The following is an 18,938-nucleotide window of genomic DNA, read 5'->3' as shown; positions in this document are numbered from 1 at the left end:
TCCTATGGAAAGACCGCGAACCGCAGCCCCCATCAGCCATGACCGCCTTACGCCCTCCCGCCGCTGACGCCGCGTTGATCCTTGGCGGTGGATTGATGGGCCTGGCCATCGCCCATCAGCTGGCCCGGCGGGACCATCCGGTGTGCGTGATCAGCCGGCGGCGCGGAGAGGCCGCAGGGTTCGTGGCAGCAGGCATGCTGGCTCCCCACGCTGAAGGTCTGAGCGGTGACCAGCTGCGATTCGGTCAACTGAGCCTGGAGCGGGTGCCGAGCTGGGTCGCCCAGATCGAGGCCGACAGCGGCCTGCCCTGCGGACTGCGCTCCACAGGGATTGTGGTGCCCTTCACCAGCAGCGAAGACCGGGATCGCTACCCCACAGCACGCTTTGGAACAGCCCTGAACCGCCGGCAACTGGAGCGGGAAGTACCGGGCATCGCCACAACCTGGCAGGCCGGCCTGCTGTTCGAGCAAGACGGCCAGATCGACAACCGCCGCCAGTTGATGCGCTCCCTGGAAAGCGCCTGCGTGGAACGGGGGGTGCAGTTTCTGGAGGGCGTGGAAGTGCTGGAGCTGCTTCAGAACGGCGACAAACACATTGGGGCACGCATCCGCAACGCTGAAGGAACGATTTCGGAACGTAATAGTGCCATAGCAGTGCTTTGCTCCGGGGCCTGGAGCAGCCGGCTCCTGCCTCAGCTGCCGATTTTCCCGGTGAAAGGGCAGATGCTGTCCCTCCAGGCTCCCCGGGGCGCCCTCAAACGCGTGATCTTCGGACCCGGCACTTACCTGGTGCCGAGGGAAGACGGTCTGGTGGTGGTGGGCGCCACATCGGAGCGGGAGGCCGGTTTCGCAGAGGGCCTCACTCCCCAGGGGCAAAGCATCCTCAAGCAGGGCATTGCCTCCCTGCTTCCGGAAGCCTCGGGCTGGCCCCCGATGGAACGCTGGTGGGGATTCCGGCCCTGCACACCGGATGAGGGGCCATTGCTTGGAAAAGGTCCCCTCCCTGGACTTTGGCTGGCCTGCGGCCATCACCGCAACGGGGTGCTGATGGCTGCGGCCACAGCTGAGGCGATCGCGGACTGCGTGAGCCAAGGCCGTGCCCGCGATGATCTTGACCTCTTGCTGCCCTGTTTCCAATGGCAGCGGTTTGACTCTGGCGTCAGCTGAGTCCACCCACCAGGGGCCACCAGCGGGTGCTGGCGATCACCTGATCCGGGGGCAAACCTTCACAGCGGGCGATCTCGGCATCGATGCTGTCGAGCACGCTCCCATGCAGCAGCTCGCCCATCGCCGCCGACAGCACTGCACTGGATGCCAACGCTGTACGCCCCTCCGCCAAGGACTGGGGTAGACGGGCATGGGCCGCTGTTGTGCCGTCAACGCGCGCAGGATCACCGCGCACCGGCTCCGGCAGGGGCACGGCCTCGCTGAGAGCCGCCATCGCCAACACCTGCAATGATCCAAGCAACAGATAGGGATTGGCCCCCAGATCGGCAACTTTCAGTTCGAGGTGGGCGGGCACTTGATCGACAGAGGTTGGGACCAAACGCAAGGCCGCCTCACGGTTTTCAATTCCCCACACCTGATAAGGCGCCGACCAGGAGCTGGGCGCCAGCCGGGCGTACGAGGCCGAGAGCGGACAGGCGATCGGCAGCAATGCCGGCAGGTGATGCAACACACCGGAAATCAGAGCCGCACCCTCAGGCAACACTCCACCTGGACCATCGCCTCCCTGCAGCACGGGCTGACCATGCCGGCGAAGACTGAAATGCAGATGACCGCCGTTGCCGACCTGATCGCTGGACAACTTAGGCGTGAAACTGCAACGCAGTCCCAGTCGTCGGCTCACGCGCTGAATCACCAAGCGGGCCAGAACCAAACGATCGGCGGCCTCCACAGCCGACGCATGGGCCAGTGACAACTCGAACTGGGAAGCACCGTATTCGGGATGAAACTGCAGCCAGTCCAGCCCGGCAGCATCCAGGCCCTCACAAATCTCAGAGGCATAGTCGAGGCCTTCCACCAAGCGATCAGCCCCATAAGGCCCGCCCGGGAATGCAGGAGAACCCTGGGTTCCCGCATCCCCTGCAAACACCATCCACTCGAGCTCGAAGCCCGCTTGCAGCGTCAGCCCTTTCTGCTGCAGACAGTCCTGTCGCAGCCGGCAAAAACTGCGCTGGTCGGCCTCGTAGACCCGTCCATCACGCCAACGCCGCTCCCCGGGAGCCCAGGCCCAACCGCGATCAGGCTCAAGAGGTGCCAGCGCCTCCACCACAGCATGGAGACGCAGATCTTCATCAGGTCGAGCGAAACGGTGTGAAGGCGAGATGCATCCATCAACCCGAAAGGCATCCGCCACAGGCGAAAATCCCACACCCAGATCGGCTGCTTTGTGGAGATGGCGGCGGGGCACCACCTTCACCAACGGGGCGCCGGCATGATTCACCCAGGTGATCGCCGCACGCTTCAGCCAGGGCTGGAGCTCATGGGAGGGGCTATCGCTCACAAATCTGCTTGCCGAGTCCCCTCATGATGCGCAGCACCCGAGCAGAGGACCCGGCCAGGGTCGATGGATCAGCCCTCGGTGCGCCATCCTTGATCGGAAGGAGTCCAGTCGCTCAGCTCAGACGCCTGGAACCAGAGACCGATCTCGAACTGTGCTGTCTCTGGAGCATCAGACCCGTGAATCACGTTGCGACCAATGTTGATCGCCAGGTCGCCGCGGATGGTGCCGGGTTCTGCCTCGAGAGGCTTGGTGGCACCGATGAGCTTGCGGGCGCTGGCAATCACACCGTCGCCTTCCCACACCATGGCCACCACGGGGCCAGAGGTGATGAAGTCCACCAGGCCGGCGAAAAACGGACGCTCTTTATGAACCCCGTAGTGCTGCTCTGCCAGCTCACGGCTGGGGGTGAGCTGCTTGAGGCCGACAAGCTTGAAACCCTTGCGTTCGAAACGACCGAGGATCTCGCCGATGAGACCGCGCTGAACCCCGTCGGGCTTGATGGCGATGAAGGTGCGTTCCGAGGCCATGGAAAAACTAAAAACCGTCGCCATCGTCCGTGGCTGCCGGCCCGGTTGGCAAGCAAGCAGGCTGCTCCGGGCTGTTGAAGCGATCAACCCTGCCTAGATTCTCGTCACAGATCCTGGAGACCACCGTTTGACGCTGATGGCCCACACCAGCACCGCTGGCCCATGGACCGTTCAGGACGGTGCAGACCTCTACGGACTGGAGCGATGGGGAGCCCCTTACTTCTCAACCAACTCCCGCGGTCACATCACCGTGCAACCCCAGGGCGATCGTGGCGGAAGCATCGATCTGATCGAACTGGTGGAGGGGCTGCAGGCCCGGGATCTCGGCCTGCCCCTGCTGATCCGCTTCGACGACATTCTGGAAGATCGGCTCGAACGGCTGCATGCAGCCTTCGATCGCGCCATTGCCCACTACGGGTATTCAGGCCGCTACCAGGGCGTGTTCCCTGTGAAATGCAATCAGCAGCGGCATGTGGTTGAACGGCTGGTGGACAGCGGCCAGCGCTGGCACTTTGGCCTGGAGGCTGGGAGCAAGGCGGAACTGCTGATCGCCCTCTCGCTGCTGAAAGATCCGGAAGCTCTGCTGATCTGCAACGGCTACAAAGATCAGCGGTACCTGGAAACGGCAATCCTGGCGCGCAAGCTCGGACGTCAGCCGGTGGTGGTGATTGAACAACCGGACGAGGTGGAGCGGATCATTCGAGCGAGCGATCACCTCGGTGCAGCACCGATGATCGGAATCCGTGCACGCCTCTCCACCCGCAGTACGGGCCGTTGGGGCAGCTCCGTGGGAGACCGTGCCAAATTCGGCCTATCCATCCCTGAACTGCTTGACACCACTGCAGCCCTTCGCGATGCAGGCCTTCTGAAAGAGCTTCGCTTGCTGCACTTCCATATCGGCAGTCAGATCAACGACATCGCCGTCCTGAAGGATGCCCTCCAGGAGGCTGGACAGATCTACGGCGAGCTGCACCGGCTGGGGGCACCGATGGGCTTTCTCGACGTGGGCGGTGGCCTGGGGATCGACTACGACGGCAGCCGCAGCGCCACCGCGGCTTCAACCAATTACTCCCTGCAGAACTACGCCAACGACGTGGTGGCCACTGTGAAGGAATGCTGTGAACCCAGCGGTGTTCCCGTGCCCACGCTCGTGAGCGAGAGCGGTCGTGCCCTGGCCAGCCACTTCAGCGTGCTGGTGTTCGACATCCTCGGCACCGGTGCGGCACCGGATGAGTGTCCGGAACGGATGGACGACGATCCATTGATCCTGCGCAACCTGCATGAAACTTTTGATGGCATCACCACAGCCAACCTGCAGGAAGCCTGGAACGACGTTCTGAAGTTCAAAGATGATGCGCTCAGTGCTTTCCGCCTCGGATACCTAAGCCTTCCGGAGCGGGCACGGGCTGAACAGTTGGCCTGGGCCTGTGCGCGGCGCATCAATCACCTGCTGCCCGCCGATGACAGCAGCCCCGATGAACTGCGCAATCTTCGCGCCAGCCTGGCCAGCACGTATTACGGCAATTTTTCGGTGTTTCGATCAGCTCCCGACACCTGGGCGATCGATCAACTCTTTCCAGTGATGCCCATCCATCGACTCGATGAAGAGCCCGACCAGCTCGGGAGCATTGCCGACCTCACCTGTGACTCCGATGGCAAGCTGGCACGCTTCATCCAGGGTGGGCAGAGCAAACCCCTGCTGGAACTGCACAGTCCTCAGCCGAATCAGCCTTACCTGATCGGTTTGTTTCTGGCCGGTGCCTACCAAGAAGTGATGGGCAACCTGCACAACCTGTTCGGCAGCACCAACGCCGTGCATATCCGCCTGGCCCCTGGCGGTGGTTACCTGCTGGACCACGTGGTGCGCGGAGACACCAACTCCGATGTGTTGGAAGCGATGGAACACGACCCTGATCTGATGCTCGAACGCCTCCGCCTGGCCAGCGAGGAGGCCATCCGAGATCGACGACTGTCGGTCAACGACGCCAGGCTATTGATCAGCCACGTGGCCAGCAGCCTCCAACAGGCCACTTATCTCCAGGCCTGATCTGTGCACATCAGATTGCAGGAACGCCTCCAGAGCCTGAAACTGCTGGCCGGGCTCGCCTTTTTCCTGAAGAATCCAGGGTCACTGGACAGCGTGTTCGCCGTCGGCAACAGCGTGAAGGATGGTCCTCTCGGCGATCAGATGATGCGCCATCTGTTGAAGGATCCTCAATTCAAGGGTCTGGTGAAGGAACGCTGGAGACCGCAGCCGATTGACCTCAGCGCCCTCAAGACCCTTCCGGAGGGCAGCCTTGGGCGTTGCTATGCCAACCAGCTGATCAGTCAGGGCATCACCCCAGACACGTTGATTGACCCATCCCCGGTTGACAGTGACAAGGACTTCATCGTGCATCGACTGAAAGAGACTCACGACATCACACACGTCTTGACTGGATTCGGCATCGATGGTGCCAGTGAACTGGGGCTCCAGGGGTTCAACCTTGCGCAGAATCGGTCGCCGCTGGCCGTGATGCTGATCTTCGGCGGGATGCTCTCAGCCCTTCAGAACGACGAACCTCTGACGCCAATGCTGCGAGCTCTGGCACAGGGGTTTCAGATGGGCCTGGATGCGGAACTGGTGATTTCCAGAAAACTCGAAGATGGCTGGAATCGGCCGTTGGCCGACTGGCAACGTGACCTGAATCTGCCCATCACCATCGTCTGACGCGATTCAACATTTCCCAAGCAGAATGTATCGCCGATCGACAAGCAACTCTGGGATCAGCATTCATACCAAAAACAGCACTGTCTGATCACCAACAGTTCGTTAGATTGACCACTACATCGCGCTTCGCAATCACGTCCGCAAGCGTAGTGAAAAACGATTTCAGACACAAACAATATCGAATGCCAGCAAGGCCTCAGCCATTGTCGGGAAATCACGCATATCTGCAACAGCACGGTAATTGTTCAGATCCAGCCTAAGCCCTTCTGCTTATTATGCCGACGCTGCTGCAGGATCTCATTCGGTGGTGTCACCAAACGCTTAACGCAAATAGACCCCAAACCAATCGCACTGGCGCCACAAGAAAGTCGAACTAATTGGGGCCACTGTCTTCTCAAAGCAACCAGTTGCTCAGCATCAGAACGCTCTAGATTGCACAGAATTGACTTCCGATGCATCAACACAAATTCATTATTTATAGAAAAGAAAAATCAAAATTGCACACAAAAACCAATGGACAAGCACACCTTTAAATAGATCCGCAAAGACACCTCAGCTCAGGCAACAACACGTCCTCCTTCCCACACAAGGAGGACTTTTTTATTGCCTTACAACCTGTGACCAACATCACTCATCAACACAACTCAAATCACAGGAATACACATCTAAAACAAACACACTGAAAACATCAGGACAACGAGCCCTGATGACTTTCTCCTCACAACAGCTCCATCATGATTAAATCAATCGCTCTCGCCGTCGCTCTCTCCACCCTCGGACTCGCCGGCTCACCCATGGCAGGCCTCGCACAAAATGCTGGCAGTGGATGCTCTGGTACAGGCACCATCTGCGGTCACGGAAACTCCGTCGGTGGCATCAACTCTGGAAACACATACAACTCTGGAAACACCGTTGGCTCCTACAACGGCTCTGCCGTCGGTTCCTACAATCAAGACAATCGCCGCTACGACAACCGCCGCTACAACAACGCCTTCAACCAGAATCAACGCTACAACCGCCACACCAACAACCAACGCTGGAACAATCAGCGCTACAGCAATCAGCACACCAACAACCAGCGCTGGAACAACCAGAGAACCAATAACGTCAGAACCAATGTCCGCAGCGAAGTTGGACTCTGGTAATCCTTACCAACTCTCAATCCATACACTTCAAAAGGGGGGCCTTGCCCCCCTTTTTGCTTGAAACATCCATACGGGGCTCACCTCCTCACTCCCACAGGTGCATTCACTTTTGACAGGGAGAAACTGACGCTCCAAGACCAAGACGACCGCAAAATACAAGCCGAAACAGCACACGCAACTTGCCGCTCACAACCCCTGTGATCGATCTCACAAATCGCTGAGATCATGCTCATCACCCCCAACCTTCAAACCAGAGATGGTGTGAACACAGCCAAACCAATGGCCCCTCACACACCTCTCCACCATGCACGCTTCACTCAAAGTTCTCTCTGCCATCACACTCGCAGGCTCCTCTCTCTTCAGTGCAACAGCTGCTTCCGCACAAACCGCCCCGATGGCCTTCGAATGCTTCGATCGCAGCTCTGGAGCGCTCGTTGCTCGCAGCGCTGCAGACATCACCACTCCAGCACTGAGCTGCCTGCCCATTCCCGATCAGGCCTTCTACCCCGACTCAGATCCGGCCATGGACGACATGGATCACATCGACGGCGGGGCCCATGCAGAAGCCAACGTCGAGGTTCATCCTCCGCATCAAGGGGGAACCGACATCGGGGGAATCATCCTCGGCGCTGCCGTCCAGGAGGGATTCCGAGCTCTGTTTGGAACCTATGACCGCGGCACAATCAACACCAATCACACAGAAATCCACAACGGTGATCGCTGTGATGGCATGGGCACCATCTGCGGAGACGGCAATGGCGTCGGCGACATTGGCTCCGGCAATGCATCCAATTCAGGCAACACCTCCAATTCGGGCAATACTTCCAGCTCCACAAACGTTGTCGAACACAACAACACCGGGATGACCGTCTTCCCCGCAATCAAAAATATTCGGCCAAGGCCAGCAAGACCAAGCCTGAACCCAGCAACCATCAACGCTCTACGCAATCTCAAGACCAAACCCACCATTCAAACCAGAAAAACAAAGACCAAAGCCACCATCTCACCCAAACTGATCAAGCCAATTCTCACCAAACGATCCACACAAAAAACTAAAGCCAAAACTGCAAATATCATCAACACCAGGCGGATCATGCAACCCATCAAGCACACCTTTAAATAGATCCGCAAAGACACCTCAGCTCAGGCAACAACACGTCCTCCTTCCCACAAAAGGAGGACTTTTTTATTGCCTTACAACCTGTGACCAACATCACTCATCAACACAACTCAAATCACAGGAATACACATCTAAAACAAACACACTGAAAACATCAGGACAACGAGCCCTGATGACTTTCTCCTCACAACAGCTCCATCATGATTAAATCAATCGCTCTCGCCGTCGCTCTCTCCACCCTCGGACTCGCCGGCTCACCCATGGCAGGCCTCGCACAAAATGCTGGCAGTGGATGCTCTGGTACAGGCACCATCTGCGGTCACGGAAACTCCGTCGGTGGCATCAACTCTGGAAACACATACAACTCTGGAAACACCGTTGGCTCCTACAACGGCTCTGCCGTCGGTTCCTACAATCAAGACAATCGCCGCTACGACAACCGCCGCTACAACAACGCCTTCAACCAGAATCAACGCTACAACCGCCACACCAACAACCAACGCTGGAACAATCAGCGCTACAGCAATCAGCACACCAACAACCAGCGCTGGAACAACCAGAGAACCAATAACGTCAGAACCAATGTCCGCAGCGAAGTTGGACTCTGGTAATCCTTACCAACTCTCAATCCATACACTTCAAAAGGGGGGCCTTGCCCCCCTTTTTGCTTGAAACATCCATACGGGGCTCACCTCCTCACTCCCACAGGTGCATTCACTTTTGACAGGGAGAAACTGACGCTCCAAGACCAAGACGACCGCAAAATACAAGCCGAAACAGCACACGCAACTTGCCGCTCACAACCCCTGTGATCGATCTCACAAATCGCTGAGATCATGCTCATCACCCCCAACCTTCAAACCAGAGATGGTGTGAACACAGCCAAACCAATGGCCCCTCACACACCTCTCCACCATGCACGCTTCACTCAAAGTTCTCTCTGCCATCACACTCGCAGGCTCCTCTCTCTTCAGTGCAACAGCTGCTTCCGCACAAACCGCCCCGATGGCCTTCGAATGCTTCGATCGCAGCTCTGGAGCGCTCGTTGCTCGCAGCGCTGCAGACATCACCACTCCAGCACTGAGCTGCCTGCCCATTCCCGATCAGGCCTTCTACCCCGACTCAGATCCGGCCATGGACGACATGGATCACATCGACGGCGGGGCCCATGCAGAAGCCAACGTCGAGGTTCATCCTCCGCATCAAGGGGGAACCGACATCGGGGGAATCATCCTCGGCGCTGCCGTCCAGGAGGGATTCCGAGCTCTGTTTGGAACCTATGACCGCGGCACAATCAACACCAATCACACAGAAATCCACAACGGTGATCGCTGTGATGGCATGGGCACCATCTGCGGAGACGGCAATGGCGTCGGCGACATTGGCTCCGGCAATGCATCCAATTCAGGCAACACCTCCAATTCGGGCAATACTTCCAGCTCCACAAACGTTGTCGAACACAACAACACCGGGATGACCGTCTTCCCCGCAATCAAAAATATTCGGCCAAGGCCAGCAAGACCAAGCCTGAACCCAGCAACCATCAACGCTCTACGCAATCTCAAGACCAAACCCACCATTCAAACCAGAAAAACAAAGACCAAAGCCACCATCTCACCCAAACTGATCAAGCCAATTCTCACCAAACGATCCACACAAAAAACTAAAGCCAAAACTGCAAATATCATCAACACCAGGCGGATCATGCAACCCATCAAGCACACCTTTAAATAGATCCGCAAAGACACCTCAGCTCAGGCAACAACACGTCCTCCTTCCCACAAAAGGAGGACTTTTTTATTGCCTTACAACCTGTGACCAACATCACTCATCAACACAACTCAAATCACAGGAATACACATCTAAAACAAACACACTGAAAACATCAGGACAACGAGCCCTGATGACTTTCTCCTCACAACAGCTCCATCATGATTAAATCAATCGCTCTCGCCGTCGCTCTCTCCACCCTCGGACTCGCCGGCTCACCCATGGCAGGCCTCGCACAAAATGCTGGCAGTGGATGCTCTGGTACAGGCACCATCTGCGGTCACGGAAACTCCGTCGGTGGCATCAACTCTGGAAACACATACAACTCTGGAAACACCGTTGGCTCCTACAACGGCTCTGCCGTCGGTTCCTACAATCAAGACAATCGCCGCTACGACAACCGCCGCTACAACAACGCCTTCAACCAGAATCAACGCTACAACCGCCACACCAACAACCAACGCTGGAACAATCAGCGCTACAGCAATCAGCACACCAACAACCAGCGCTGGAACAACCAGAGAACCAATAACGTCAGAACCAATGTCCGCAGCGAAGTTGGACTCTGGTAATCCTTACCAACTCTCAATCCATACACTTCAAAAGGGGGGCCTTGCCCCCCTTTTTGCTTGAAACATCCTCACTTTCCTCTCACATTCTGATCCACACATTGGCAATCGCCTGCATCATCCACTCGGTCGTGATATCGAGGAACTGGTCTGCGCTTTGACACTGGTCGAGCTGAGGCCCGCCATTGAAGGCCTGTCTCGACATTGAACACTTCATATGAGCTGCAACAGAGCACCTACCTACAGGCCTGAAGCTCTCATCCAGGCAGCAATCCACGTTTAATCAATGGCTGCAGATCAGCGATACGAAGCCGCCCATCCGCTTCAACCACAGTGCCACGATTGCGCAGCTTGCTCAGAGTGCGGGAGGCCGTTTCCCTGGCCAGTCCAGCCAGCAGAGCAATCTCCCGTTGGGCCAGTGGCGGGATCTCACCTTGCGGGTCCTGCCCAGCCGAACTTTTGCGGGCGAGATAAGCCAGGGCATCAAGCAGGCGGGTGGTGGCATCTGCACTTTGAAGCGCAAAGCGCTGATTGAGATCACGCAGACGAGACGCCTCTAATCGTGCCAATGCGAGAGCAAACGAGGCCTGCTGTCCGAGCAGAGACGCAAAAGGCGCCGACCGCATCTTGAGCAAATGCAACGGCGTGAGCGACACCACATCGGCCGAACGCGAAGCTCCATCGAGAGCGGCCATTTCGCCGAACACATCGCCTGGACCTAGAAGCGACATGATCACTTCATCACCATCGGCGGTGTAGGTGCGCACCTTGGCCACCCCGTCACGAATCAAGAACAACGACTCACCCCAGTCCTGTTCCATCACGATCACCTGATCCACCTGGTGGCTGGTCTCCCGATGCCGATCCAGCAGGAGAATGCACTGTTCTTCGACCAGCTCAGCGAACAGGGGCATGGCCCCGAGATCCTCAGGCGTGAGCGCGGACATAATTCAGAGCAGAATGACCAAAGAGGCCCAGACCAGCTTGCAGGCGAAATGCAGAGCCTGGTCGCAGGCAAGAGAGAAGCGAAGACAGGACTTCAGCCAATCAATGATGGCGTGCAAAATCAGCTCAGCCAGTCCCAGCAAAGGAATGCCTGTGATCAGGGCAACGGCCAAGCCATGGGTAGCGGAATGAGCAATCAGCCACCAGCGCCAATTGAGGGTGACGTCGTTCCCCGGCACTTTCTCGAGCGCCATCCGATCAGACTGAAGAGTGAAATCGCAAACGAGGTGCGCCAGCACCAGCGAGATCAATAGATCTGTAAGGGTGATTGCTGCCAAGCAACGTCGATTCGTAACGCTACGGCAATAGGCGCGATGCCTGATCAGCCAAAAGCGGCCAGCATGCCGGGAACGGCTCCACCGCCACGCATGGAGAGCGAGAACCGACAGCTCAGCCTGATGCGTGATCGCCTGCGGATGCTTCTTGGTACCCATCTCGCCACGCTCAACCATCAAACACTCGTGGCAGCGGTGGGCGATGTGGTGATCAAACAGGACGCTCCGGCCGAACGGGTGCTGCTGGTGCAAACCGGGGAATTGCAAGTTGAGCGCTGCGAAGCAGGTGGCACGCCTCAGGTGATCGCACGCGTCGGTCCCGATGAGTTGGTGGGTGAAATGGCGTTGATCGGCGATCAACAACACAGCGCGACCGTCACGGTGAGTCGCGGTCCGGCCGAGATCCTGGTGGTGCAGTCAAATGATCTGCTGCAGGCTGCGATCTACGACAGTGACCTGGTCATGGAACTGCTGGCCCTAAGCAGCAGCCGCTGCCGTCAAACAAACAGGCACCTGACCTTGATCCTGGAAGCTCTGGAGGCTTTGGATCAACAGCATTCCTCCGCCCTGGAACGCTGCTGCAATGAACTAGAGCGCGGCTGTAATCCAGCCCTCTTCAGCGCAGCACGACGGTTGAAAGGACTAGCGAAGGCATCGGAAACGCCGTGAAAGGGCCACGCCATCTCCGTTGGATTCGCCGTCATGGCGCGACGCTGCTGCTCAGTGGATTGGTCGCGACTGCCGGAGGGTTCGGCCGGGATTGGTTGAGCCGCATAGACCTGCGCTTTGCCGGCTGGGTGCAGGAGACCCGTGGCCCTCGGAGCGCACCAAACGATGTGGTGATCGTGGCCATCGATGACTTCAGCCTCCAGCAAGCGGCCAACGCCGACCTCAGCGAAGACCCTTTACTTCAACGCCTGAACCAATGGCCCTGGCCCAGAAGCGTGCACGCGAGGGTGCTGAACCGTCTGTTCGAAGCGGGTGCCTCCACAGTTGGCTTTGATCTTCTGTTCGAAGCACCCAGCAGCCATGGGACGGCCGACGATGCAGCGTTTGCCACGGCCTTACGGCGCCATCGCGATCGGGTGGTCCTGGGCGTGCAAGTGCTGAGCAGCCGCGGCCCCGTGGCAGGCATGTCCATGTTGGATCTCACGCCGAGCCTTCAATCAGCGAGCAAGCCACTGAATCGAGGCCTGCTCAATGGATCTCCTGATGGGGACGGAGTGATCAGGAAGCGACCTGGACACAGCGCTGTGGAGATGCGCCAGCACTTGGGTTCAGCCGTACCGGACGGGCTCGCGGTGGCGTTGCTCAAGCAGCGGGACGCCGAGGTCGACCTCAAGGCCAGGCCATCCGACCTGTTGGATCCCTACGGACCTCCTGGAACGATTCCAACACTCTCGATCTGGGAAATTCTCGACGCGAACGCCTTCACCGCGATCAAGAGCAGTGGCCTGATCACCGATGCCACGGTTCTCGTGGGACCGACGGCAGCTGTGTTTCAAGACCTCCATCCAGCCGTCTTCTCAGGTGCACAAGGCATGCCTGGCGTGGAATTGCATGCCACGGAAGTCGCCAACCGCCTTGAAGATCGATCTCTTCGCTGGGTGCCTGCGCCACCGGGCTGGAATTTATTGGTGGCGATGATTGTGCTCTTTGCAGGCATTGCAGCATCACGCCTGGAACGCCCCCTCCCTCGCCTTGGATTGCTCTTGGCAGCCTCGGGGATCCTCGTCATGGCGGGCGCAGGGCTGATCGTGTGGGGTGGTTTGTTGCTTCCTGTTCTGGGTCCCGCAGGCAGCTTGGCGCTGACAGGCATTGTCTCCAGCACCGACGCGACAGTTCGTCTGCAGTGGCAACGACGAAGGCTGCGACGAACACTGGGTCGTTATCTCTCTCCCGCAGTCGCCGCAGAGATCGCCGATCAGCCCGAGGAGGCGGATCAACTGTTAGGCGGGAAATTAATGGATGTGGTGATCCTGATGAGCGACATCCGTGGATTCACGGCGTTCACCCAGGCGATGACCGAACAGGGCAAGGTGAAACAGCTTGTCGATCGTCTTAATACCTATTTCAGCGAGGTTGTGGATGCTGTGCACTCAGAAGAAGGCACAGTCGACAAATTCATCGGAGATGCGGTGCTCGCCGTGTTTGGAGCACCACTGCAAAAAACGCGCCGCTCGAACGTGCTGGCTGCAGTCAAAACAGCGATCGCACTGCAGGAAAGACTCGCTGATCTCAATCGTGCCTGGATTGCTGAAGGGCAACAACCCTGGAATCAGGTTGTGGTCCTCAGCTACGGCTGGGTTGTGAGTGGCAACATCGGCTGCGCCAGTCGTATGGACTACACCGTGATCGGCGATGCAGTCAACACAGCCAGCCGATTGGAAGCGATTGCCAAGCAATGTGGTCAGACGATTGTGATCAGTTCTGCCGTGGCAGAACAACTACCCGACGACTGGCCCATGCTGGAATTAGGGACATTTCCGATCCGTGGCCAGCATGATCAACGAGTGTTCGCACTCATAACTGACACTCGGGAGGACACCCCACCAGACAGAGATCAGTATCAACAATCAGAAGCCGATGATTGATGCACATGCTCAGGAAGCTGTTGGGGATTGCATTCGCGGCAACTTTTTTGCCAGTTACAGCCTCAGCAGCTTCCTTTAACAGTGCCACGATTCGTCGCATCATCGATGGCAGAGAAGTCTTCATTGATCGGCGAGAAGCAACGGTTGATGACACCGCAGACCGTGGTCAGGAGCTCAGCACGGGCAGCAGCAGAGCGGAGGTGCTGTTTGATCGCCGCGCGCTCGGCTTCCTAGGGAACAACAGCTTGATCCGCCTCGGAGACGACTGTTTTCGTCTGGATCGCGGGCAGGTTCTGATCAATGGCCCCAAAAACACCTGTCTGGGAACAAAAGTGCTGGGAATACGAGGCACCACCTACGTGCTGAGCGTGAAGGACGATGGCAGTTATGAGCTGGCGGTGCTGAGCGGCGAAGCCACCGTGGGGGACGCTGTTGAGACTCCCGAAAACGAAAACACGCCGGACATCCTCTCGATGTATCCGACGTTGAATCCAGTGGTCGGCTTTGGGTCGAGTGCCTGGGGAAGCAACAGCTCTGGGGAATCATTGGGTGAAGCCGCAGGGCTGATCCTCGGTGATGCCTCGGTATTCGTACCCCTCAGCCAGAGCATGGGTAACAATCTTCTTTACAGCTACTCAACTGCCAGCAGCAACTTTGATGGGGCTTGGGGTGCAAGCACCGAGCTGGGATACAAATGGTTTAACCCCGATAACCGAAGCATCAGCTCCTTGTTAGTCGGTTACGACGGCTGGGACGGGGCTGGCTGCTTCCAATCTCAGTTGGCCTTGGGAGGACTATGGCAGCAAGGACGCTGGCAGTTCGGAGTCACGGGCGGCATCCCACTGGATCAGTGCGCCAACAATCTGGGGTTCGCCATCGGCCAAGTGGGCATCCCCTTAGCTGATGTGGGTGACCAATCCATCACGTTGTCACTGTCTCCCTATGTGCTTCGAGGTATCGGCGATTCCTATGGAGGTGGTCGCGTTGGCCTGAATGTGCCCATCGGTGATCAGGTCACACTCTCCACCTATGGCCAGTACGACGAACTCCTCGACACCGTCGTAGGTGGTCAAATCAGCTATCGCTTCGCGACGAACAGCGGGTTTGTGAACGATCCGAATCGTCGACCTCAGAGACCGTCATCACCATTGCCATGGCAGGCCAGCGAGTTCAACACCGGCAGGCCAATGCAAATTGCACTCAACAGAAGCCGTGGCACTACACCCACACAACCGAGAACGAACACAACGCCAATTGCCAACACAAACTTCAATAACCTAATCAACGAGGCAGACACGATCGTTCGCCTGAAAGCTGGCGAAGAGGCCACATTCAGCTCGGACGGAGTCCTGCTGAGTCAGGGAATGATGAGCCAGGAAAGGTTTTCGCAACTGATCATCGAAACCATGAGTGGACAGAACCTGCTGCCTGAAAGCAATGTTATCAACCTCATTTATCAACAGCTTTATGGCCTGCCGGACCGCACGTTGCTGTCCATTCTCGGTTCTGACTGGCTCATTGCAGCCAGAACGCCATATCCACGCCTTCGCGGTGCCAACAATCTCGTTGTACCCAACAACAAACTTCCCAACGAAGAAGACAGAGTTGAAGAGCCCGAGGAAGATATCGTGGACGTAGATGAACCTGAACTTGAGCCTGAATCCATTGAGCTGACGTATGTCTGCCGAGCGAATGGGGGCAACCCTGATTTCCCTTACTTCACAGGCGGAACAACTGGCGGGACGCTTTCGGACGCTATTCGCTTCCAAACAACCTCCCGATCTGAGGCATCCTGCAGCGGCAGAGGAGCCGGATCAGAGGGCCTTGAACCAACAAGTCCGCAGTTCTTGTCTTAAATAAAAACCAAGAGAGAACAGACAAACTCCGATCAAACTTGACCAAAGAATATGAAATAATCGCTGCGCGATAGCAGCTCATTACTGCATAAAGGCGAAATGATCATTTTCTCCTCATCCTATGTGAACAGCAGAGGTGAGGCGTTTGAAGACCTTGACGGCTAATCATTTATCGAGATTTCTGAAAAGCAGATTGAAGCTCTTCATGAGCAGCGGCCAATGCCGCATCCAATGAGGCCCCATCTCTGCCACCAGCCTGAGCCAGGTTGGGACGCCCACCGCCGCCGCCGCCGCAGAGCTTGGCGATCCCACCAATGAACTTGCCGGCCTGGAGCTTGGCAGCAATCACGTCTTTCCCGAAGGCCGCCACCAGAATCACCTTGCCCTGATCGGCAGGGTCCGGAAGACCGCCGATCACCACCGCACCACCATCACCGAGCTGATCAGCAAGGCTCTGCGAAGCTCCCTGCAAACCAGAGCCATCCACACCATCGAGACGTTCCACTAGCAACTGAAAGTTGCCAACGGCGACTGCTTTAGCGGCCAACGCTGCTGATTTGGCTACGGCTAACTCGGCCTGGGCCGCAGCCAAGGCCTTGCCGGTGGCCTTGAGCTCGTCCTGCAAAGCCGATACCCGTTCGATGATCTCGCCGGGTTGGGCTTTGAAGCGCTCACCGAGCTGCTTCACCACCGCATCCCGCTCGTTGAGATAAGGGAGCACCGCTGCTCCTGCCACAGCTTCAATCCGGCGAATTCCAGCGGCGACCCCGCTTTCACTCACGATTTTGAACAGACCGATCTCAGCGGTGTTGCGCACATGGGTGCCACCACAGAGCTCCATCGACACCCCGGGCACATCAACGACGCGCACCACATCGGCGTATTTCTCACCGAACATCGCCACCGCTCCGGCGGCTTTGGCTTGCTCGATCGCCATCTCCTGCACCTCAAGCGCGTGGGCATCGGCGATCCATCCATTAATAAGGCTCTCAATCCGTCCCAGCTCTTCAGTGGTGACCGCCCGAGGACAATGGAAATCGAAACGCAGGCGATCAAAACTCACGAGAGAGCCGGCCTGAGCGATGCCGGGATCAACAACCTGCTTCAACGCAGCCTGGAGCAGGTGCGTGGCGGTGTGGTTGGCCTGGGCCCGACGACGGCAGGCACGATCCACCCGGCCATGCACCACATCGCCCACCGACAGCGCACCGCGCTCCACACGACCGCTGTGCACAAACACACTGCGATTGCGGCTCACGGACTCGACCATCACGATCAGGCCATCACCGGCCTGGCCATCCGCCACCAGGGTGCCGCGATCACCGATCTGGCCACCACCCTCGCCGTAGAACGGCGTGACATCCAGCACCACCTGAACGGCATCGCCTGCTGAAGCGCTTTGGGCCGGCTCACCGTTCACCACCAGGGCCTGAATGCTGCTGCTCTGTTCCAGCTGCTCGTAGCCCCGGAATTCGGTGTCTTGCAGTCCTGCAGCCACCTGATCGATCGCATCTTGCAGGGTGAGATCAATGCTCACCGCGGCGGCTTTCGCACGCTGGCGCTGTTGCTCCATTGCCGTCTCAAAGCCGGCGAGGTCCACCGCCAGGCCATGCTCTTCAGCAATTTCCTGGGTGAGCTCAAGGGGGAAGCCATAGGTGTCGTAGAGCTCAAAGGCCTGCTCACCACTGATCTGCTTCGGCTTGGCAGCCAGCACATCCGCAAGCAACTTTTCGCCACGCTCCAGCGTCTCCAGGAAACGGGCTTCTTCCCGTTGCAGTTCCGCCAGGATCACCTCACGACGCTCGATCAGCTGCGGGTGGACGGATTGCATCAGGGCAATCGATGCCTCACCCATGGCCTGGAGAAAGGGCTTGTCGATGCCAAGCAGCCGGCCATGGCGCACCACCCGGCGCAGCAGGCGCCGCAGGATGTAGCCGCGGCCCAGGTTGCTTGCGGTGACGCCATCGCTGATCAGCTGGGTGACCGCACGGCTGTGATCACCGATCACCTTGAGCGAGGTTTTGCCCTTCTCGTCGAGCTGGTAGTAGTCCACACCGGCCCGATCAGCCGCAGCCTGAATCAACGGGAAGATCAGATCGGTTTCGTAATTGTTGGGAACCTTCTGAAGGATCTGCGCCATGCGCTCCAGGCCCATGCCGGTGTCGATGTTGCGGTTGGCCAGCGGCGTGAGTACCCCCTGCGCATCGCGGTTCGACTGCATGAACACCAGGTTGTAGAACTCGATGAAGCGGTCGTCATCCTCGAGATCGATGCCCTCATCACCAAGTTCCGGCTTGAAGTCGTAGTAGATCTCCGAACAGGGCCCACACGGTCCGGTGGGACCGGAGGCCCAGAAGTTGTCTTCCTCATCCATGCGGATGATCCGCCTGGGGTTCACACCCACCACATCGCGCCAGATCTGCTCCGCTTCATCGTCTTCTCGGAAGACGCTCACCACGAGATTTTTGGGATCAAGACCGAACACCTCGGTGCTCAGCTCCCAAGCCCATTCAATCGCCTGCTGCTTGAAGTAATCCCCAAACGAGAAGTTGCCAAGCATCTCGAAAAATGTTTGGTGACGAGCGGTGCGCCCCACGTTCTCGATGTCGTTGGTGCGGATGCACTTCTGGGAGGTGGTGGCACAGGGCGCTGGACGTTCCTGCTGGCCGAGGAAGATCGGTTTGAACGGCAGCATCCCCGCGATCGTGAGCAGCACCGTGGGGTCCTCAGGCACCAACGAAGCGCTGGGCATCCGCCGATGACCGCGCTGCTCAAAAAAAGACAGAAACGCTTCTCGGATCTCCGCACCCGTACGGGGACGCGCTGCATCGGTTCGCGACGGTCGTGCAACAGCCATGGCGG

Annotated in this window: 16 protein-coding genes; 11 read left to right on the top strand and 5 right to left on the bottom strand. The window is 58.0% G+C overall.

What is annotated here, in order from left to right; genetic code table 11:
• Positions 1-38 precede the first annotated feature (38 nt).
• On the top strand, positions 39-1,166 hold the full coding sequence (locus ACLM45_RS10240; protein WP_415409152.1) for an FAD-dependent oxidoreductase: 1,128 nt from the start codon (positions 39-41) through the stop codon (positions 1,164-1,166).
• Here ACLM45_RS10240 and ACLM45_RS10235 read toward each other — a convergent pair.
• Positions 1,159-2,505: a glutamine synthetase gene (locus tag ACLM45_RS10235; protein WP_415409151.1), complete on the bottom strand. Its 1,347-nt coding sequence runs from the start codon at positions 2,503-2,505 to the stop codon at positions 1,159-1,161. The genes ACLM45_RS10240 and ACLM45_RS10235 overlap by 8 nt on opposite strands.
• A gap of 68 nt (positions 2,506-2,573) precedes the next feature.
• Complete coding sequence (gene ndk / locus ACLM45_RS10230) at positions 2,574-3,032, bottom strand: nucleoside-diphosphate kinase (protein ID WP_006042870.1); 459 nt, start codon at positions 3,030-3,032, stop codon at positions 2,574-2,576.
• A gap of 136 nt (positions 3,033-3,168) precedes the next feature.
• Here ndk and speA point away from each other — a divergent pair, with 136 nt between their 5' ends.
• The 7 genes from speA to ACLM45_RS10195 all read left to right on the top strand — a co-directional run bounded on the left by speA (position 3,169) and on the right by ACLM45_RS10195 (position 10,349).
• Entirely contained in the window at positions 3,169-5,079 is a 1,911-nt protein-coding gene (speA, locus tag ACLM45_RS10225) for a biosynthetic arginine decarboxylase (RefSeq protein WP_415409149.1), read from the top strand.
• 3 nt (positions 5,080-5,082) lie between these two features.
• Positions 5,083-5,742 carry a Coq4 family protein gene (locus ACLM45_RS10220; RefSeq protein ID WP_415409148.1) on the top strand — a complete coding sequence of 220 codons (660 nt, stop codon included), beginning with the start codon at positions 5,083-5,085 and terminating at the stop codon, positions 5,740-5,742.
• Between the two features lie 734 nt (positions 5,743-6,476).
• On the top strand, positions 6,477-6,887 hold the full coding sequence (locus ACLM45_RS10215) for a hypothetical protein (protein ID WP_006042865.1): 411 nt from the start codon (positions 6,477-6,479) through the stop codon (positions 6,885-6,887).
• A 304-nt stretch (positions 6,888-7,191) separates the two neighbouring features.
• The gene (locus ACLM45_RS10210; protein ID WP_415409146.1) at positions 7,192-8,010 is read left to right on the top strand and encodes a hypothetical protein; all 819 of its coding nucleotides are present in this window, start codon (positions 7,192-7,194) and stop codon (positions 8,008-8,010) included.
• A gap of 197 nt (positions 8,011-8,207) precedes the next feature.
• Positions 8,208-8,618 (top strand): hypothetical protein, encoded by a 411-nt coding sequence (locus tag ACLM45_RS10205; RefSeq protein ID WP_006042865.1) that lies wholly within the window; start codon positions 8,208-8,210, stop codon positions 8,616-8,618.
• Between the two features lie 304 nt (positions 8,619-8,922).
• On the top strand, positions 8,923-9,741 hold the full coding sequence (locus ACLM45_RS10200; RefSeq protein ID WP_415409146.1) for a hypothetical protein: 819 nt from the start codon (positions 8,923-8,925) through the stop codon (positions 9,739-9,741).
• Positions 9,742-9,938: 197 nt separating this feature from the next.
• A complete protein-coding gene (locus ACLM45_RS10195; protein WP_006042865.1) occupies positions 9,939-10,349 on the top strand; it encodes a hypothetical protein in 411 nt (136 codons plus the stop codon).
• A 254-nt stretch (positions 10,350-10,603) separates the two neighbouring features.
• On the opposite strand, the gene ACLM45_RS10190 is transcribed toward ACLM45_RS10195, so the two are convergent.
• Complete coding sequence (locus tag ACLM45_RS10190) at positions 10,604-11,293, bottom strand: Crp/Fnr family transcriptional regulator (protein ID WP_006042863.1); 690 nt, start codon at positions 11,291-11,293, stop codon at positions 10,604-10,606.
• 3 nt (positions 11,294-11,296) lie between these two features.
• Positions 11,297-11,785, bottom strand: a complete 489-nt coding sequence (locus tag ACLM45_RS10185) for a DUF3307 domain-containing protein (protein ID WP_415409145.1) — start codon at positions 11,783-11,785, stop codon at positions 11,297-11,299.
• Between ACLM45_RS10185 and ACLM45_RS10180 the strand changes: the two genes are divergently transcribed.
• The 3 genes from ACLM45_RS10180 to ACLM45_RS10170 are packed head-to-tail and all read left to right on the top strand — an operon-like array spanning position 11,666 to position 16,076.
• Entirely contained in the window at positions 11,666-12,295 is a 630-nt protein-coding gene (locus tag ACLM45_RS10180) for a cyclic nucleotide-binding domain-containing protein (RefSeq protein ID WP_415409144.1), read from the top strand. The two genes, ACLM45_RS10185 and ACLM45_RS10180, sit on opposite strands and share 120 nt — an antisense overlap.
• Entirely contained in the window at positions 12,292-14,220 is a 1,929-nt protein-coding gene (locus tag ACLM45_RS10175) for a CHASE2 domain-containing protein (protein ID WP_415409143.1), read from the top strand. Before ACLM45_RS10180 ends, ACLM45_RS10175 begins: the two co-directional genes overlap by 4 nt.
• A gap of 5 nt (positions 14,221-14,225) precedes the next feature.
• Complete coding sequence (locus tag ACLM45_RS10170) at positions 14,226-16,076, top strand: hypothetical protein (RefSeq protein ID WP_415409141.1); 1,851 nt, start codon at positions 14,226-14,228, stop codon at positions 16,074-16,076.
• A 169-nt stretch (positions 16,077-16,245) separates the two neighbouring features.
• Here ACLM45_RS10170 and alaS read toward each other — a convergent pair whose 3' ends face one another.
• Entirely contained in the window at positions 16,246-18,933 is a 2,688-nt protein-coding gene (gene alaS / locus ACLM45_RS10165; RefSeq protein ID WP_415409139.1) for an alanine--tRNA ligase, read from the bottom strand.
• Positions 18,934-18,938 lie beyond the last annotated feature (5 nt).

The organism is Synechococcus sp. A10-1-5-9, assembly GCF_047716785.1.
In the GTDB taxonomy this organism is placed as follows: domain Bacteria; phylum Cyanobacteriota; class Cyanobacteriia; order PCC-6307; family Cyanobiaceae; genus Synechococcus_C.
The sequence above is the reverse complement of the archived record's forward strand: the minus strand, read 5'-3'. Positions and strand labels throughout refer to the sequence as shown.

What these genes read in the sequence shown, in the direction of transcription:
- ACLM45_RS10240 (WP_415409152.1), top strand. Translation starts at nt 39, where the DNA reads ATGACCGCCTTACGCCCTCCCGCCGCTGACGCCGCGTTGATCCTTGGC.
- ndk (WP_006042870.1), bottom strand. Translation starts at nt 3,032, where the DNA reads ATGGCCTCGGAACGCACCTTCATCGCCATCAAGCCCGACGGGGTTCAG.
- speA (WP_415409149.1), top strand. Translation starts at nt 3,169, where the DNA reads ATGGCCCACACCAGCACCGCTGGCCCATGGACCGTTCAGGACGGTGCA.
- ACLM45_RS10215 (WP_006042865.1), top strand. Translation starts at nt 6,477, where the DNA reads ATGATTAAATCAATCGCTCTCGCCGTCGCTCTCTCCACCCTCGGACTC.
- ACLM45_RS10210 (WP_415409146.1), top strand. Translation starts at nt 7,192, where the DNA reads ATGCACGCTTCACTCAAAGTTCTCTCTGCCATCACACTCGCAGGCTCC.
- ACLM45_RS10205 (WP_006042865.1), top strand. Translation starts at nt 8,208, where the DNA reads ATGATTAAATCAATCGCTCTCGCCGTCGCTCTCTCCACCCTCGGACTC.
- ACLM45_RS10200 (WP_415409146.1), top strand. Translation starts at nt 8,923, where the DNA reads ATGCACGCTTCACTCAAAGTTCTCTCTGCCATCACACTCGCAGGCTCC.
- ACLM45_RS10195 (WP_006042865.1), top strand. Translation starts at nt 9,939, where the DNA reads ATGATTAAATCAATCGCTCTCGCCGTCGCTCTCTCCACCCTCGGACTC.
- ACLM45_RS10190 (WP_006042863.1), bottom strand. Translation starts at nt 11,293, where the DNA reads ATGTCCGCGCTCACGCCTGAGGATCTCGGGGCCATGCCCCTGTTCGCT.
- ACLM45_RS10180 (WP_415409144.1), top strand. Translation starts at nt 11,666, where the DNA reads ATGCCTGATCAGCCAAAAGCGGCCAGCATGCCGGGAACGGCTCCACCG.
- ACLM45_RS10185 (WP_415409145.1), bottom strand. Translation starts at nt 11,785, where the DNA reads ATGGGTACCAAGAAGCATCCGCAGGCGATCACGCATCAGGCTGAGCTG.
- ACLM45_RS10170 (WP_415409141.1), top strand. Translation starts at nt 14,226, where the DNA reads ATGCTCAGGAAGCTGTTGGGGATTGCATTCGCGGCAACTTTTTTGCCA.
- alaS (WP_415409139.1), bottom strand. Translation starts at nt 18,933, where the DNA reads ATGGCTGTTGCACGACCGTCGCGAACCGATGCAGCGCGTCCCCGTACG.